This is a genomic window from Mycolicibacterium obuense (genome assembly GCF_055397605.1).
This window is the reverse complement of the sequence record NZ_AP043663.1, coordinates 3167899-3183453: the sequence shown is the minus strand read 5'-3', so window position 1 is coordinate 3183453 and position 15555 is coordinate 3167899. Positions and strand designations below refer to the sequence as shown.

At 68.9% G+C, this 15555-nt stretch carries 13 protein-coding genes; 9 read left to right on the top strand and 4 right to left on the bottom strand.

Going from position 1 to position 15555, the window contains the following annotated elements; all coding sequences use genetic code 11:
* Positions 1–44: 44 nt before the first annotated feature.
* Genes ACZ50N_RS15050 through ACZ50N_RS15035 form a run of 4 tightly spaced genes read left to right on the top strand, consistent with a single transcriptional unit; the run spans position 45 to position 6439 of the window.
* Entirely contained in the window at positions 45–1550 is a 1506-nt protein-coding gene (locus ACZ50N_RS15050) for an aldehyde dehydrogenase family protein (RefSeq protein ID WP_464473188.1), read from the top strand.
* 15 nt (positions 1551–1565) lie between these two features.
* Positions 1566–3101, top strand: a complete 1536-nt coding sequence (locus ACZ50N_RS15045) for an APC family permease (RefSeq protein ID WP_046365217.1) — start codon at positions 1566–1568, stop codon at positions 3099–3101.
* Positions 3094–4617 carry a GMC family oxidoreductase gene (locus tag ACZ50N_RS15040; RefSeq protein WP_464473187.1) on the top strand — a complete coding sequence of 508 codons (1524 nt, stop codon included), beginning with the start codon at positions 3094–3096 and terminating at the stop codon, positions 4615–4617. Before ACZ50N_RS15045 ends, ACZ50N_RS15040 begins: the two co-directional genes overlap by 8 nt.
* Positions 4592–6439, top strand: coding sequence for a putative nucleotidyltransferase substrate binding domain-containing protein (locus ACZ50N_RS15035; protein ID WP_046365215.1), 1848 nt, complete (start codon positions 4592–4594; stop codon positions 6437–6439). The genes ACZ50N_RS15040 and ACZ50N_RS15035 overlap by 26 nt, the downstream gene beginning before the upstream one ends.
* A gap of 11 nt (positions 6440–6450) precedes the next feature.
* Here the strand turns inward: ACZ50N_RS15035 and ACZ50N_RS15030 are convergent, their stop codons facing one another.
* The 3 genes from ACZ50N_RS15030 to ACZ50N_RS15020 form a co-directional block, all read right to left on the bottom strand.
* Entirely contained in the window at positions 6451–7995 is a 1545-nt protein-coding gene (locus tag ACZ50N_RS15030; RefSeq protein WP_464475652.1) for an LCP family protein, read from the bottom strand.
* 299 nt (positions 7996–8294) lie between these two features.
* Entirely contained in the window at positions 8295–9881 is a 1587-nt protein-coding gene (locus tag ACZ50N_RS15025; RefSeq protein WP_464473186.1) for an alpha/beta hydrolase, read from the bottom strand.
* Entirely contained in the window at positions 9878–10153 is a 276-nt protein-coding gene (locus ACZ50N_RS15020) for a DUF7162 family protein (RefSeq protein WP_464473185.1), read from the bottom strand. The genes ACZ50N_RS15025 and ACZ50N_RS15020 overlap by 4 nt, the downstream gene beginning before the upstream one ends.
* Positions 10154–10256: 103 nt before the next feature.
* Here ACZ50N_RS15020 and pafA point away from each other — a divergent pair, with 103 nt between their 5' ends.
* Positions 10257–11615: a Pup--protein ligase gene (gene pafA / locus ACZ50N_RS15015; protein ID WP_110797983.1), complete on the top strand. Its 1359-nt coding sequence runs from the start codon at positions 10257–10259 to the stop codon at positions 11613–11615.
* 8 nt (positions 11616–11623) lie between these two features.
* Here pafA and ACZ50N_RS15010 read toward each other — a convergent pair whose 3' ends face one another.
* Positions 11624–12211: a class I SAM-dependent methyltransferase gene (locus tag ACZ50N_RS15010; RefSeq protein ID WP_046365211.1), complete on the bottom strand. Its 588-nt coding sequence runs from the start codon at positions 12209–12211 to the stop codon at positions 11624–11626.
* A gap of 71 nt (positions 12212–12282) precedes the next feature.
* Between ACZ50N_RS15010 and ACZ50N_RS15005 the strand changes: the two genes are divergently transcribed.
* From ACZ50N_RS15005 to tatC, 4 genes are all read left to right on the top strand, one after another.
* Positions 12283–13284, top strand: coding sequence for a helix-turn-helix transcriptional regulator (locus tag ACZ50N_RS15005; RefSeq protein WP_110814731.1), 1002 nt, complete (start codon positions 12283–12285; stop codon positions 13282–13284).
* On the top strand, positions 13281–14255 hold the full coding sequence (locus ACZ50N_RS15000) for a helix-turn-helix transcriptional regulator (RefSeq protein WP_046365210.1): 975 nt from the start codon (positions 13281–13283) through the stop codon (positions 14253–14255). The genes ACZ50N_RS15005 and ACZ50N_RS15000 overlap by 4 nt, the downstream gene beginning before the upstream one ends.
* 30 nt (positions 14256–14285) lie before the next feature.
* Positions 14286–14531, top strand: a complete 246-nt coding sequence (gene tatA, locus ACZ50N_RS14995) for a Sec-independent protein translocase subunit TatA (protein WP_046365209.1) — start codon at positions 14286–14288, stop codon at positions 14529–14531.
* Positions 14532–14606: 75 nt separating this feature from the next.
* Positions 14607–15554 (top strand): twin-arginine translocase subunit TatC, encoded by a 948-nt coding sequence (gene tatC / locus ACZ50N_RS14990; RefSeq protein WP_046365208.1) that lies wholly within the window; start codon positions 14607–14609, stop codon positions 15552–15554.
* The last annotated feature ends 1 nt before the right edge of the window (position 15555 follow it).

The window sequence follows — 15555 nt, the reverse complement described above, 5'->3', positions numbered from 1 at the left end:
CCGCTGGCGACGTCGAGACACCAGGCGAGGAGGCCGCAGCGGGCATGGACGGTCAACCTGACCTCTGTATCGGGGGTACCTGGCGGCACGCTTCCGACGGCGGCACCCGCGAGATCGTCAACCCCGCCGATGGCAGTGTGGCGGCCGTGGTCGACGAAGCCACCCCTGACGACGCGCTCGCGGCGGTCGCGGCCGCCCGCGCCACGTTCGACGACGGGGCCTGGCGCGCCACCACGGCGTCCGAGCGCTCGGAGCTGCTGCACCGCATCGCGGAGTTGCTGCAGCGAGACAAAGAAGACCTCGCGCTCCTGGAGACGCGTGACACCGGAAAGACGTTGGCGGAGAGTCGTATCGACATCGACGACGTCACCTCGGTGTTTCGCTACTATGCCCGCCTGATCGGCGTCGAGACGGACACGCTCGTCGACGTCGGCGATCCGACGGTGATCAGCCGCGTGGTGGCCGAGCCGATCGGCGTGTGCGTGCTCATCGCGCCATGGAACTATCCGCTGCTGCAGATGTCGTGGAAGATGGCCCCGGCCCTGGCGGCCGGGTGCACCATGGTCGCCAAACCCAGTGAAGTCACCCCGCTCTCCACCATTGCGTTCGTCCGTTTGCTCGACGAGGCGGGCGTGCCACCCGGTGTGGTGAATCTGCTGCAGGGCAGCGGCGCAACGTTGGGCGCGGCGCTCACCGACAACCCGGACGTCGACTTCATCTCGTTCACCGGCGGCCTGTCGACCGGGCGCACCATCGCCGCGACCGCCGCCGCGCACGTCACCAAGGTGGCCCTCGAACTCGGCGGCAAGAACCCGCACATCGTCTTCGCCGACGTCCGCGACAGCGGTGACTGGGATGCTGCCGTCGACCACGTCCTCACCGGGGTGTTCCTGCACTCCGGGCAGGTGTGCTCGGCGGGGACCAGGGTCATCCTCGAAGAGTCCATCGCCGACGACTTCGTCGCCGCGCTCGCCCAGCGCGCCGCGACGATCCGCGTCGGCAACGGAATGGACCCGGCCAGCGAAACCGGGCCGCTGGTCTCCGAACAGCATCGCGCCAAGGTCGAAAGCTATGTGGCGCTAGGAATTTCCGAAGGCGCGACGCTGGTGTGCGGCGGCGCACGGCCGTCCGATCCGGCCCTTGCCGACGGCTACTTCTATCTGCCCACGATCTTCGACCACTGCGACCGGTCGATGCGCATCGTCACCGAGGAGACCTTCGGGCCGATCCTGACCGTCGAGCGGTTCGCCAGCGAGGACGAGGCCATCATGCTGGGCAACGACACGCGCTACGGGCTGGCCGCCGGTGTGCGCACGTCGGATGCGGCGCGCGGCGAGCGTGTGGTGCGCGCCCTGCGCCACGGCACCGTGTGGCTCAACGACTTCGGCTACTACACCGCTGCCGCGGAATGGGGCGGCTTCGGCGCCTCGGGGAACGGACGCGAGCTCGGGCCGTCCGGCTTGGCCGAATACCAAGAGCTCAAACACATCTGGCACAACACGGCCCCCGCTGCCGCGGGCTGGTTCACGAACTCCACAGCAGTCCGGTAAGAGAAGGGCACTCTCATGGTGATCAAACAGCCCCACCACGACAGCGGCATGGAGGATTTCGGCTACAAGGAATCCCTGGATCGCAGTATCGGCAAGTTCGCCAGCTTCGCCGCCGGCGTCAGCTACATCTCGATCCTGACCGGCACGTTCCAGCTGTTCTACTTCGGATTCTCCAGCGCCGGACCGGCGTACCTGTGGTCCTGGCCCATCGTCTTCGTCGGCCAGATGGCCGTCGCGCTGTGCTTCATGGAGCTCGCGGCCAAGTATCCGGTCGCCGGGTCGGTCTACAACTGGAGCAAGAAACTGGCCAGCCGGGTCGTGGGTTGGACATCGGGATGGCTGATGCTCACCGCATCCATCGTGACCATCTCGGCGGTCGCGCTGGCCTATCAGCTCAACCTGCCCCGGCTGTGGAGCGGATTCCAGATCATCGGTGACGGCACCGGTGAGTACGACTACGCCGCCAACGCGGTGCTGCTCGGCACGATCCTCATCGCATTCACCACGCTGGTCAATGCGCTCGGGGTTCGGCTGATGGCGATGATCAACAGCGCGGGCGTGTTCATCGAGCTGATCGCGGCCGTACTGATCGCGGTCCTGCTGGCTGTGAACATCGAGCGCGGTCCCGACATCTTCTTCTCCACCAACGGATACGGCGCCGGGGAGTCGATGGGGTACCTGGGTGCGTTCCTGGTCGCGTCGCTGGCATCCGGATACGTGATGTACGGCTTCGACACCGCGTCCTCACTGGGTGAGGAGACGGTCGAGCCGCGCCGCACCGCGCCGAAGGCGATTCTGCGGGCCATTCTCGCCTCGTTCGTGATCGGCGGCGCGATCCTGGTGTTCGCGGTGATGGCCGCGCCGAACCTCGAGGATCCGAAGCTGGGGGAGAGCTCGGGCGGACTGCAGTACATCGTTGAATCGGTGATGTGGGGTCCACTGGGCAAGATCTTCCTGATCTGCATCGTGGTGGCGGTGACCGTGTGCACGCTGGCCGTGCACACCGCGGCGATCCGGCTCACCTTCGCGATGGCGCGGGACAACGCGCTGCCCTTTGGTGAGCGGTTGGCCACGGTGCATCCGAAGACCCAGACCCCGATCGTTCCCGCGGTGACGATCGGCGTGATCGCGGTGATCATCCTGGTGATCAACATCGAGCAGCCCAAGATCTTCACTGTGCTCACCTCGATCGCGATCATCATGATCTACCTGGCCTATCTGATGGTGACCGGTCCGCTGCTGAAGAAGCGGCTGCAGGGGCAGTGGCCGCCCGCGGATCTCAAAGAGGGCGGGTACTTCACGATGGGTCGCTGGGGTCTGCCGGTCAACATCGTCGCGGTGGTGTGGGGTGTCGGGATGGCGCTCAACCTGGCCTGGCCGCGCACGGCGGTCTACGGCGAGCCCTGGTACAACACGTGGGGCGCCTTCGTCTACATCGGCGTCATCCTCGGTGCCGGTCTGCTGTGGTACGCGGTCAAGGGCCGCAACCACATCGGCACGCTCGAGTCGCACGCCGCGGCGACGGTCGCAGAGGCGCGCACCGATGGCTGAGACGGGTGTGTTCGACTACGTGATCGCCGGGGGCGGTACCGCGGGCTGCGTGCTCGCCGCCCGGTTGTCCGAGGATCCCGACGTGACCGTGTGTCTGCTCGAGGCAGGTCCGTCCGACGTCGGCGACGACAACATCTTGGTGCTCTCGGAGTGGATGCACCTGCTGGACTCCGGATACGACTGGGACTACCCGGTCGAACCGCAGGAGCGGGGTAACTCGTTCATGCGGCACGCGCGCGCCAAGGTGCTCGGCGGGTGTTCGTCGCACAACTCCTGCATCGCCTTCCATCCGCCGGCCGAGGCGCTCGACGAGTGGGCGGCCATGGGTGCGACGGGTTGGGCAGCGGCCGACGTGCTCCCGCTCGTCGACCGGCTCACCCAGACGGTGACGCTGCGCGACGTTCCACCCGACGATCCCTGCGGCGCAGCGGTTCTCGACGCCGCGGCGATGGTCGGAATGCCCACGGTGTCGTTCAACCGCGGCGAGACGGTGCGCAACGGCGCCGGTTGGTTCCAGATCAACGCCGGGGAGGACGGCATCCGGAACTCGACGTCGCACGCGTTCCTGCACCCCATCCTGGGCACGCGCAAGAATCTGGAGGTCCGGACCGACACCTGGGTGTCGGAGATCCTGTTCGACGACGCGCTGCGGGCGACGGGGGTGCGCTACCAGCGGCCGGATCTGACCGGCTACGACACCGTCGCCGCCCGCCGCGAGGTGATCGTCACCGCCGGCGCCATCGACACGCCGAAGTTGTTGATGCTCTCCGGAATCGGGCCAACTGCGCATCTGCGCGAGATCGGCATCGACGTCCGTGTCGACTCGCCGGGAGTGGGCGCCAATCTCGACGACCACGTCGAGGGACTGGTGTTCTGGGAAGCCGCCCAGCCGATGGTGACCACGTCGACGCAGTGGTGGGAGATCGGGCTGTTCACCACGATCGACGACGGTGTGACCCAGCCCGACATGATGATGCACTACGGCAGCGTGCCGTTCGACATGAACACGCTGCGCCGCGGATATCCGACCACCGACAACGGATTCTGCTTGACGCCCAACGTGACTCAGGGCCATTCGCGCGGAACGGTGCGCCTGAGCACCCGCGACTTCCGCGATCGCCCCCGCGTCGATCCCCGCTATTTCACCGACCCGGACGGTTACGACGACCGGATCATGCTCGCCGGAGTGAAGCTGGCCCGCCTCATCGCCGAACAGTCGCCGCTGGCGCCCTGGGTGGCGCGTGAGCTCGCGCCCGGGCCCGACGCGACGACCGACGACGAGCTGCTCGACTACATCCATCAGTGCCACAACACCGTCTATCACCCGGCCGCGACTGCTCGCATGGGTGCGCCGACGGACCCGATGGCGGTGCTGGACCCGCAGTTGCGGGTCAAGGGGGTCACGGGGCTACGGGTGGTGGACGCGTCGGCGATGCCGAAACTGCCTGCGGTGAACCCGAACATCACGGTGATGACGATGGCGGAGAAGTGTGCCGACCTCATCCGAGCGGGCTGATCGCGCCGCGCTGCCCCAGTTCCTGGCCGAGCACACCCCGTTCCAGGCCGCGACCAGCGACGAGCTGACCGCCCTGGCCGACGGTGCCGCGATCGAGACGTTTCCCGCCGACGTCGTGGTGGCCGACTACGCGTCCCGGGTGCCCGATGCGGTGTGGATGGTGCGCGACGGGCTGGTCACACTGCGGGCCAGCGGCGACGGCGCGTTGATCGACGTCGTCGGTCCGGGCGGGATCTTCGGGTACCTGCCGCTGCTCAGTGGTGCCGGAATGGATTTCCGGGCAACGACATCGGCGCCCAGCACGCTGATCCGATTACCGGGTGCCCTGGTACAGCAGCAGTTCGCCAAGCCCTCGGGTCTGGCCTTCCTCGCCGCCTCGGGCTGGAACCGGGCCGCCGAGCGCGCGACCATCGCGCCGGCCACCGACGCCCGTCCGGTGGCCGAGCTCGTCCACGGCGATGTCCTGCTGGTCGAGCCCGGCGAGACGGTGCGCGACGTGGTGATCGAGATGACCGGGCATCACGTGTCCTACGCCCTGATCCGGTTGCCCGACGGGGGTCTGGGGATCTTCACCGACCGCGATCTGCGGACCCGGGTGGTGGCCGCCGGGCGGTCGGTCGACGTGCCCATCGCGTCGGTGATGAGTGCACCGGCCCGCACCGTCACCTCCGATCTGACGGCCGACAGCGTGCTGATGGAGATGTTGGAGTGCGGGCTGCGGCACATGCCGGTACTCACACCGCGCGGGGAGGTGCTCGGTGTTCTCGAAGACGCCGACCTGCTGGCCGCCTCGGCGCGTCAGAGCTTCCTGCTGCGACGCTCGATCGCGCAGGCCGACGATGCAGCCCAGCTGCGCGAGGTGGGCCGGCAGGTCACCGGGACGGCGGTCGACCTGTTCCGTAGCGGCACCAAGGCGGTTGCAACGAGCGCCATCCTGTCTGTGGTCGTCGACAGCCTCGTGCGGCGGGCCCTGGAAATCGTTGTGGCACAGGCAGAGCGCCAGCCGCCGGACGGATTCGCCTGGCTCACCCTGGGCAGCGTCGCGCGCCGGGAGGCGATGCCGTCCTCCGACGTCGACAGTGCGGTGTCGTGGCGCGACGACCTCGACGCGCACGCCGGCCTGTTCCGGCACACCGCCGCCGCGGTCCACGAGCTACTCGCGCAGGCAGGTCTGCCGACCGACCGCAACGGGGCCACCGCAGACAAGCCGAAATTCTCACGCTCGCAGTCGGAGTGGCGCACCGCCGCGCAGGGCTGGCTGGCCGAACCGCTTCAGGGCCGAGGGTTGATGTTCTCCTCGCTGCTGATCGACGGCCGCGTCGTGTGGGGCGATCCGGGTCTGCACACCGTGCCGTCGGCCTACCACCGCATCCGCGAGCAGTACCCGGAAGCCCTGCGCCTGCAGCTGCTCGACGCTCTGTCGGGTCGGATGCGGACCCGCTCCCTGCGGGACGTACTGTCGCGGCGCGGAGGCACATTCGATCTGAAGAACCACGCCGTGACCCCGATCGTGAACCTCGCGCGCTGGGGCGGGCTGATGGCCGGGGTCACCTCGGCAGCGACCCCGACCCGCCTCTCCGCGGCCGCCCAGGCAGGGGCCCTGACCGAACGGGACGCCCGCACACTGACCGAGGTGTTCACGATGCTGCAGCGCATGCGAATGGCGCATCAGGTCGAGCAGATCACCGCCGGCCGCCCGCCTGGAGACATCGTCGCGTCCTCGGAACTGTCCCCGCTGGACCGCAGCCAACTCGGTGACGGGTTACGCGAGATCGCCGCCGTGCGACGCCGTGTGGGCACCGTCGGGCTGTCCGGGCGGTAGGGCTGAAGCCGTCAGCGCACGCAGGGGATGCCGGCGCCGGACATCTCGGTCAGATCGGTCGGCGTGGGTGCGTGAGTTCCGGTAGCGGTCGCATCGACCGCCGTGACCTTCGCAGGAGCGGCCGTGCTGCCTACGCTTGGTGATCTTTCGGTCTCATGGCCGTTCACGGGGTAGTCAGAGCCGATGGTGACGACGACGGTGTTGAGCGGCACCGCGGAGGACGATTCGGACGTCACGGCGATGGGCAACTCAGCTGCGACCGCGGCGGCTGTGTGCTCGGCGCCGGGGCCGTACTCGACGACGGTGGTATCCGAGAGCCCGTCGGCGGTGCCGATGTCACCGCGGGTGAAGCCGTGGGCACTCAGTTCGTCGGCGACGCTGGTCGCCAGTCCCTTGTGTCCGGTCGCGTTGACGACGTGAACGATCGACGGCTCGTCGGCTGACGGCGAAGGGGCCGCGGTGACAGTCGGGTTCAGTGAACCGGTCTCGAACAGGTTCCGCACGATCGATCGGATCGTCGCGACGTCGACGATGTTCACGTCTTGCCCTAGTGAGTCCTGACCGAATTCTCCGATTGGCAGTGTGTACAGCGACATTGGCTTGTCGCTCAGCGCCGACGCCTGCCCGAGGAATTTCATGATGTCGAATCCGGCGTCGACGGCCAGGTTCTGCATGGCCACGTCCGCGAGATGTCGCAGCGCGATGGGGTTCGACAGGGCGCCGCCGTCCCGCACGGCCCTCACCAGCGAGACGATGAACGCCTGCTGGCGGCGGGTGCGGTCCAGGTCGGTGAAGAGGTCGTTGTTGAGGTCGCGCCGCTGCCGCACGAAGGCCATGGTCTGGGCGGCATCGATCTGCTGAATCCCGCGGTGGAAGTCGGCGCCGGAGAAGTCGTCTGCGGTGTCGTCGCTCAGGCACACCGTGATCGGCTGAACGACTTGCGCGATCTGGAAGAACGCGCCGAGGGTGACCTCGATGAAGTGGTCGACGGGAACGCGCAGCAGGTCGCTGACCGTGTTGATCTGCGCCTTGCGACCGGCCTCGCGGGCCGCGTGCTCGTTGGCCTCGGGATCGGCGGACATCGACCCGCTGGTGGCGAGCGAGTTCATCGTCTCCTGGTAGGCCAGACCGTAGGCCTGCTTGATCTTGCCCTGGCACTCGCCGCTAGGGCAGCCGTGCAGATGTACGAAGTCGTCGCGTGGGATCGACACCGCGGTCACCGGACCGTTCCCGCCCGGCACGTGCACGAGGATCAGGACGTTGGCGTTGTAGCCGCCGACCGTCTCGTCGCCGGCGTGCAGGGCGTCGTACACGTCCTTGGGGAGCGGGTTGCCGTGCTGGTCGAGGCGGCTGTCGAGACCCATGATGAGGATGTTCTGGTCTCCGCCAGTCGATGTCGCCGCACCGGCCAGCGCTTCCGAAGTGGTGATCCCGACAGCGATGTTGCGGTACACCGACCAACCGATGCCAGTGGTCACCACCGTGGCGACCGCCAGCAGTGCGGTGATCGCGCGCAGCACCACCCGCCCGCGGCGCCACGCAGTCGGCCGCGGCATGCGGTGTCGCGGGCCTCTCACCTGCGGCAGCACATCCGTGACCAGCTCAGCAGGCTCGCGTTGTGTCATGACGGTTCGAAATTATCTGCGGCCACTCTGAGAAACGCCTGATAGCAGACCTGGGGCAACGGAGTTCAGTCGAGTGACGTCGCACACGACGTGCTGACCCGGCGTGATGCCCGACGGCGGGCGGAATCAGAGACCGTTGAGCTGAGAAAGGCAAATCGCCGACACGATAGCCCACCCCTTTTCCACGGGTTCTTGCTCTGTACAACCGGCGGCGCGCCTACGGCGGGGTGTCAGTCGATGCGCGCGTGCTGCCAGGTCTCGGCGTCTCCGGTGATGACCGCCAGGATCGTGCGCCACGAGTCCGAGGGCCGGTTCAGCATGCCGCTGTGGGCGCCGAACCCGGCCACGAAACCGCCGTCGTCGTACCGGCCGGTGGCCAGCGGGATCACCCCGGCCATCTCGTCGGGGTCGGCGCCGTGCGGCCCGCCCGGGATGCCCTGGACCATCTCGATGAAATCGCCCGGCGCGGTCATCGAGAACCGCACGACGGCGGGGTTGCGGTTGTGCCACTCCGACGCGTCGTCGACGCCGACACCGGCGCCCGCCGCGGCCAGGAACAGCGTGCGATCCGAGGTCATGCCCATCGTCTCGGCCGTACCGACGATCGAGCCGCCGTAGGAATGGCCGATGACCGTCACGGGCACGCCCGGGGCCACGGTGCGCTCGACGTCCTCGCTGAACGCGACCAGGCGCGGCGCCATGTCCTGCGCCTTGTCCGGATCGGCCGCGTCGAGCAGGACCGCCAGCGGGTTGTGGACCTGCGGGAACGGGCCGCCCAGATAGGTGATCATCGCGACGTCGCCCTCGGATCCCGTCACGAATCGACGCGCTGTCGCGGCGTTTGCGGCCGAGCCCTCCATCGTGGTGTTGACCCCGGGCACCAGGACTGCGACGCCGCGCGCAGAGGCAAGGTCGCCGTGCAGTTCGATCAGCGACGCACGGGCCGGGTCGAAGCCGAGAATCTGGCGTCGGATGCGGCCGCCGGCATGGTTCGGGTCATCGACCTCGGCGAGAAGGTCGCGATAGAGCGTCAGCCGACGCCGCGAGCCGTCGTCGCCGCCGGATTCGGCGAGGATCGCCTCGGCGATGTTGACCCGGTTCGCGGCCACCCGCAGCGGCCAGGGCACTCCGTCGGTGTTGCCCACCTCCCGGGGGAACTCGTGCACCAGCCGGTCGCGCTGGTCGGCCGTCATCGCCGCGATCTGTGCCGCGATCGCCTCCTGACCCATCCGCGGCCACGCACGCACCATGCCATCCGGGTCGGCCGGCGCTGTCGGGGCCGGATCGGTCGCGCCCAGCGCGCTGGTGATGTCGGCGGCGGCGTCCTCGTCGGCAGTGGCCAGTCGGGCCAGAGCCGCGGCGATCTGACTCTGCAGGTCGGCGCCGCGCACCTCGAGCATCTGCGCAGCCGCGCCCCCGTCGCCACCGGCCAGCAGGACCAGCATGGGGTCCGCGGTACCGGTGTGGCGCACCGAACCGTCGTCGGCGACCACGAAGCCGTCGCGCCGGGCGGTCTCCACGAGCTCGAGCAGATCGCCTCTGGCCGTGGCGATCTGGCCGGCGCCATCGTGGGACGCGACGGATGCCGCGATGAGCGCCCGGGCCCGGTCGGCGCCCACGGCAGCGACTCGGCGGGCCTGCTCTGCCGCGGCGTCGGCCGCGCGTCCCGCCCAGTGCTCGCGGCTGGCCTCGGTCAACGCGACGACGGCGTCCGCGGCCTCGTCGACTCGCCGCGCGGCAGCATCCCAGGCCTGTGCGAGCTCGGCGAGTGCTCCCGGCCGCCACGCCTGCGCTTGCGTCAGCGTCGGAGCGCTCACCCGCCCAGCCGGTCGCTGCCGGCACGGTCCGCACTGTCGAACGCCTCGGCTGACCGGCGGGCCGCCAGTGCCCACCCCCGCAGCCCGGCGACCATGTCGTCGAACTCGTCGACGAGTGCCGCAGCGCCGGCCACGTCGGCCACCGCCGACCCTGGCAGTGCCGACGGGTGCAGCGTCGGGCACCGCAGCGCCTCGATGTCGTCGGCGATGCCGGTGATGCGGTCGGCGAGCTCGATCAGGCGCTGCAGGTCGACCCGCGTGATTTCCCCCATGGCTCATGCTGGCACTCCGGCACCCCTGGTCCCCGGGGTTATCCACAGGTGTCTTGGGCGTGGGCGCCCACGCATGCGCCGACCAGCTTGTAGTCTCGATGAGGTGCAGCGACGGATCATGGGCATCGAGACCGAATTCGGCGTGACCTGCACGTTTCACGGGCATCGCCGGCTGAGTCCGGACGAGGTCGCCCGCTACCTGTTCCGGCGGGTGGTGTCGTGGGGCCGCAGCAGCAACGTCTTCCTCCGCAATGGCGCGCGCCTGTACCTGGACGTCGGCAGCCACCCCGAATACGCGACGGCCGAATGTGACAACCTCACCCAGCTGGTCACTCACGACCGCGCCGGTGAGCGGGTGCTCGAAGACCTGCTGATCGACGCCGAACAGCGCCTGGCCGACGAGGGCATCGGCGGCGACATCTACCTGTTCAAGAACAACACCGACTCTGCGGGCAACTCCTACGGCTGCCACGAGAACTACCTGATCGTGCGGGCCGGCGAGTTCTCCCGGATCTCCGACGTGCTGCTGCCGTTCCTGGTGACCCGCCAGCTGATCTGTGGCGCCGGCAAGGTCCTGCAGACACCGAAGGCGGCGACGTTCTGCCTGTCGCAGCGCGCCGAGCACATCTGGGAGGGCGTCTCGAGCGCCACCACCCGCTCGCGCCCCATCATCAACACCCGCGACGAGCCGCACGCCGACGCAGAGAAGTACCGGCGCCTGCACGTCATCGTCGGCGACTCCAACATGTGCGAAGCCACCACGATGCTCAAGGTCGGCTCGGCATCGTTGGTGCTGGAGATGATCGAAGCCGGCGTGGCATTCCGGGACTTCTCCCTCGACAACCCCATCCGGGCGATCCGCGAGGTCAGCCATGATCTGACCGGCCGTCGTCCGGTGCGGCTGGCCGGCGGCAGGCAGGCCAGCGCGCTCGACATCCAGCGCGAGTACTTCGCACGCGCTGTGGAGTACCTGCAGACCCGCGAACCCAACACCCAGATCGAGCAGGTCGTCGATTTGTGGGGCCGCCAGCTCGACGCGGTCGAGAGCCAGGACTTCGCGAAAGTCGACACCGAGATCGACTGGGTGATCAAGCGCAAGCTGTTCCAGCGCTACCAGGATCGCTACAACATGGATCTCTCCGACGCCAAGATCAGCCAGCTCGACCTCGCCTACCACGACATCAAGCGCGGCCGCGGCGTGTTCGACCTGCTGCAGCGCAAGGGCCTGGCCACCCGGATCACCACCGACGAGGAGATCGAGGCGGCGGTCAACACCCCGCCGCAGACCACCCGGGCCAAGCTCCGCGGCGAATTCATCAGCGCCGCACAGGAAGCCGGCCGCGACTTCACCGTCGACTGGGTGCACCTCAAGCTCAACGATCAGGCGCAGCGCACGGTGCTGTGCAAGGACCCGTTCCGGTCGGTGGACGAGAGGGTCAAGAGGCTCATCGCTTCTATGTGATGGAGCTTCTATGTGAGCTCGTGTACCGACACGGCGTAATCGCCGCCGTCGAACGGTGCCTGCTCCCAGGTCGCCCAGCGGTGCACCAGCCTCAGACCCGCTGAGGTCGCGATGTCGTCGTAGCGCTGCAGCGTCAGCCGGCCGGCGAGCAGTTGGAAGCCGGCCACGAGCACTCCACCGGGCGTGAGCCGATCCGCGAGCTGCGCGACGACCGTGGACTCGGTGCCCTGGTCGAGGAAGATCATCACGTTGCCCGCCAGCACCACCACGTCGAACTCGTCGGGCACCGCCGTGGCGGTATCGACGAGATCGGCCTGGACCCACCGCAGTTCGGGGGCCTTGTCGCGGGCGACGGTCAGCATCGCGGGATCGGCGTCGACGCCGACCACGGAGAAGCCGCGGCCCGCCAATTCGATCGCGACGCGCCCGGTGCCGCAGCCTGCGTCGAGGACCCGGGTGCCACCTGAGGCGCGCAACAGCGATTCGACCAGGTCGGCCTCGCCGTGCACGCTGCGACCAGCGGCCTCGAGCTGTGCCCATCGCGCGTCGTAGTCGGCGCCGCGGGGCCGGTCGGAGGACTGCCAGCGGCTGCTCATCGGCCCATGCTGTCATGGCGCGCCGCGACAGCCGTCCGAGCCCACCGCCGATTCGTCCTAAGCTCTACGCCGTGGGGATCTCGAAAGTCGAACGGTTGATGAACCTCGTCATCGCGCTGCTCTCGACGCGCACGTTCATCACCGCCGACCGGATCCGCGACACCGTCTACGGCTACTCCGACGGATCCAGCGACGAGGCGTTCTCCCGGATGTTCGAGCGCGACAAGAACGAACTCCGCGACCTGGGCATTCCGCTGGAGACGGGCCGGGTGTCGTCCACTGATCCCACGGAGGGGTACCGGATCAACCGCGAAGCGTATGCGCTGCCGGCCGTCGAACTGACCGCCGACGAGGCCGCTGCCGTCGCGGTGGCCACCCAGCTGTGGGAGTCACCCGAACTGATCACCGCCACGCAGAGCGCCCTGCTCAAACTGCGGGCCGCGGGAGTCGACGTCGATGCACCCGACGGCGACGTGACGATCACGTCGACGGCGGCGCTGCCCGGGTTGCGCGGCTCCGAGGACGTCCTCGGAATCCTGTTGTCCGCCATCGATTCCGGCCGCGCGGTGCAGTTCCCGCACCGGCCGTCGCGCAGCGAGCCGTACACGACCCGCACCGTCGAGCCGTGGGGTGTCGTCACCGACCGGGGCCGCTGGTATCTGGTCGGCCACGATCGCGACCGCAACGCCGTGCGGACGTTCCGGCTCTCCCGTATCGGCGCCGAGGTGACCCCGATCGGCGAGCCCGGCGCGGTGGCGCGCCCGCCCGAGGTCAACCTGCGCGAGATCGTCGCGCGGGTGGTGGGGGACTGGCCCGGTGCCGGGCAGGCCCGTGTCTGGGTCGCCGACGGACGGGCGACCGCGCTGCGCCGCCAGGCCACCGTGGTCGGCGCGAAGACGCTCGGCGGACGGCTGGGGCAGGAGATCACCGTGGACGTCGGCATGTTCGACCGGCTCGCCCGCGAGATCGCCAGCTATGGCGCCGACGCCGTGGTGCTGGAGCCCGCGTCCCTGCGCGAGGACGTCATCGCACGTCTGCGGGCCCAGGCCGGCGTCCAGAAGGTGCAGGCATGACCGCGCTGAGCACCCGGCTGGTCCGGCTGCTGAACATGGTCCCGTACTTCCAGGCCAACCCGAGGATCACCTACGACGAGGCCGCCGCGGACCTGGGGGTCAGCGTCAAACAGCTGCGCGACGACCTCAACCAGCTGTGGATGTGCGGCCTGCCCGGCTACGGGCCCGGCGACCTCATCGACTTCGAGTTCTCCGGCGACACCATCGAGGTCACGTTCACCGCGGGCATCGACCATCCGCTGCGGCTCACCTCGCCCGAGGCCACCGGCATCCTGGTGGCCCTGCGCGCCCTGGTCGACGTGCCGGGCATGGTCGATCCCGAGGCCGCCCGCAGCGCGATCGCCAAGATCGAATCCGCGGCCGGCAGCGCTTCAGTGGAGGGCACCGCGGTCGACGAGCCGGCGCCGGTGGAGAGCGACGCGGCGGCGGCCGTGCGGACCGCGGTGCGCGGCGACCGGGCCCTGGCCATCGAGTACTACTCGGCCTCCCACGACATGCTCTCAGCCAGGGTGGTCGACCCGATCCGCGTGGTGCTGGTCGCCGACCACAGCTATCTCGAGGCGTGGTGCCGCACCGCCGAGGCGGTCCGGTTGTTCCGCTTCGACCGGATCGTCGACGCCCGGGTGCTCGACGAACCGTCGGCGCCCCCGCCGCCCGCCGTGCAAGCCGGCCCCGACACGTCGCTGTTCGACCCCGACACCGCGGACCCGTCGCTGCCCACCGCGACGCTGCGCGTGGACCGGTCGGCGTCGTGGATGTTCGACTACTACCCGCTGAGGGTGCTGCGCGAGTATCCCGACGGATCGTGCGACGCCGCGATGACCTACGCCTCCGACGACTGGATGGCCCGATTCGTGCTCGGCTTCGGCTCCGCAGTGCGCGTTCTCGAGCCGCAGCCGCTCGCCGAACGGGTGCAGCGCGCGGCCGTGGCGGCGCTCGACGCCTATCGGGTGGGCACCGACGGCGGGTAGACTCGACCGCAACGTCTGGAGGTAACCAAATTGGGTGGTCTACAACCCTGGCACTGGATCATCGTCATCGCTGTGTTCGTGCTGCTCTTCGGTGCCAAGAAGCTGCCGGACGCGGCCCGCTCCCTGGGCAAGTCGATGCGCATCTTCAAGTCCGAGATCAAGGAGATGCAGGCCGACGGGAAGTCGGACCAGCCGACTCAGATCTCGTCGGAGCGGATCGACGCCGAGCGGCCCGTCGGGCACACCGAGCCGTCGTCGGACAAGCGCCCCGCCTGAATCGTCACCTCGGCACGACGCGGGCAGCGTCCGCGTCGTGCCGTAATGCCTGTTGACAGGTAGGCCATTTCGAACGTGCAGATTCCCGGACTCTTCAAGAAGCTCGATCCTCGCCGGCGCCGATCCCGGGTCAATCCCGACGGCACGATGTCGTTGGTCGATCACCTCACCGAGCTACGCACCCGTCTGCTCATCTCGGTCCTCGCCGTGCTGCTCACCACGATCCTGGGCTTCGTCTGGTACAGCCACGGCGCGTTCGGCCTGCCCAGCCTCGGAGATTGGTTGCGGGGCCCCTACTGTTCGTTGCCGTCGTCGGCGCGCGCCTCGATCGCGCCGGATGGCGAGTGCCGACTCCTTGCCACGGCACCGTTCGACCAGTTCATGCTGCGGCTGAAGGTCGGCCTCACCGCGGGTCTGGTGATGGCCTGCCCGGTGTGGCTCTACCAGCTGTGGGCGTTCATCACTCCGGGCCTCTACAGCCGCGAACGCCGGTTCGCGATCGCCTTCGTCACGATGGGGGCGGCCCTGTTCATGACCGGCGCGGTGCTGGCCTACGTGGTGCTGTCCAAGGCGTTGGGATTCCTGCTGACGGTCGGCAGCGACGTTCAGGTGACGGCTCTGTCGGGCGACCAGTACTTCGGCTTCTTGATCAACCTCCTGCTGGTGTTCGGGATCAGCTTCGAGTTCCCGCTGCTGATCGTCATGCTCAACCTGGTCGGCGTGCTCACCTACGAGCGGCTGCAGGCGTGGCGGCGCGGGCTGATCATGGGCCTGTTCGTGTTCGCGGCGTTCGCCACCCCCGGCTCGGACCCGTTCTCGATGCTCGCCCTGGCGCTGGCGCTCACGGTGCTGCTCGAGGTGGCGATCCAACTCGCCCGCATCAACGACCGCCGCAAAGCGCGGCGCGCCCTCGACACCGTCGGTGACGACGAAGCCGCCCCGATCGGCGCGGCCGAGCCGGTGGAAGCGCCGTCACCGGTGCCCGCGCCGTCGCGGTTGTCGATCGACGACGATGCAACCTGAG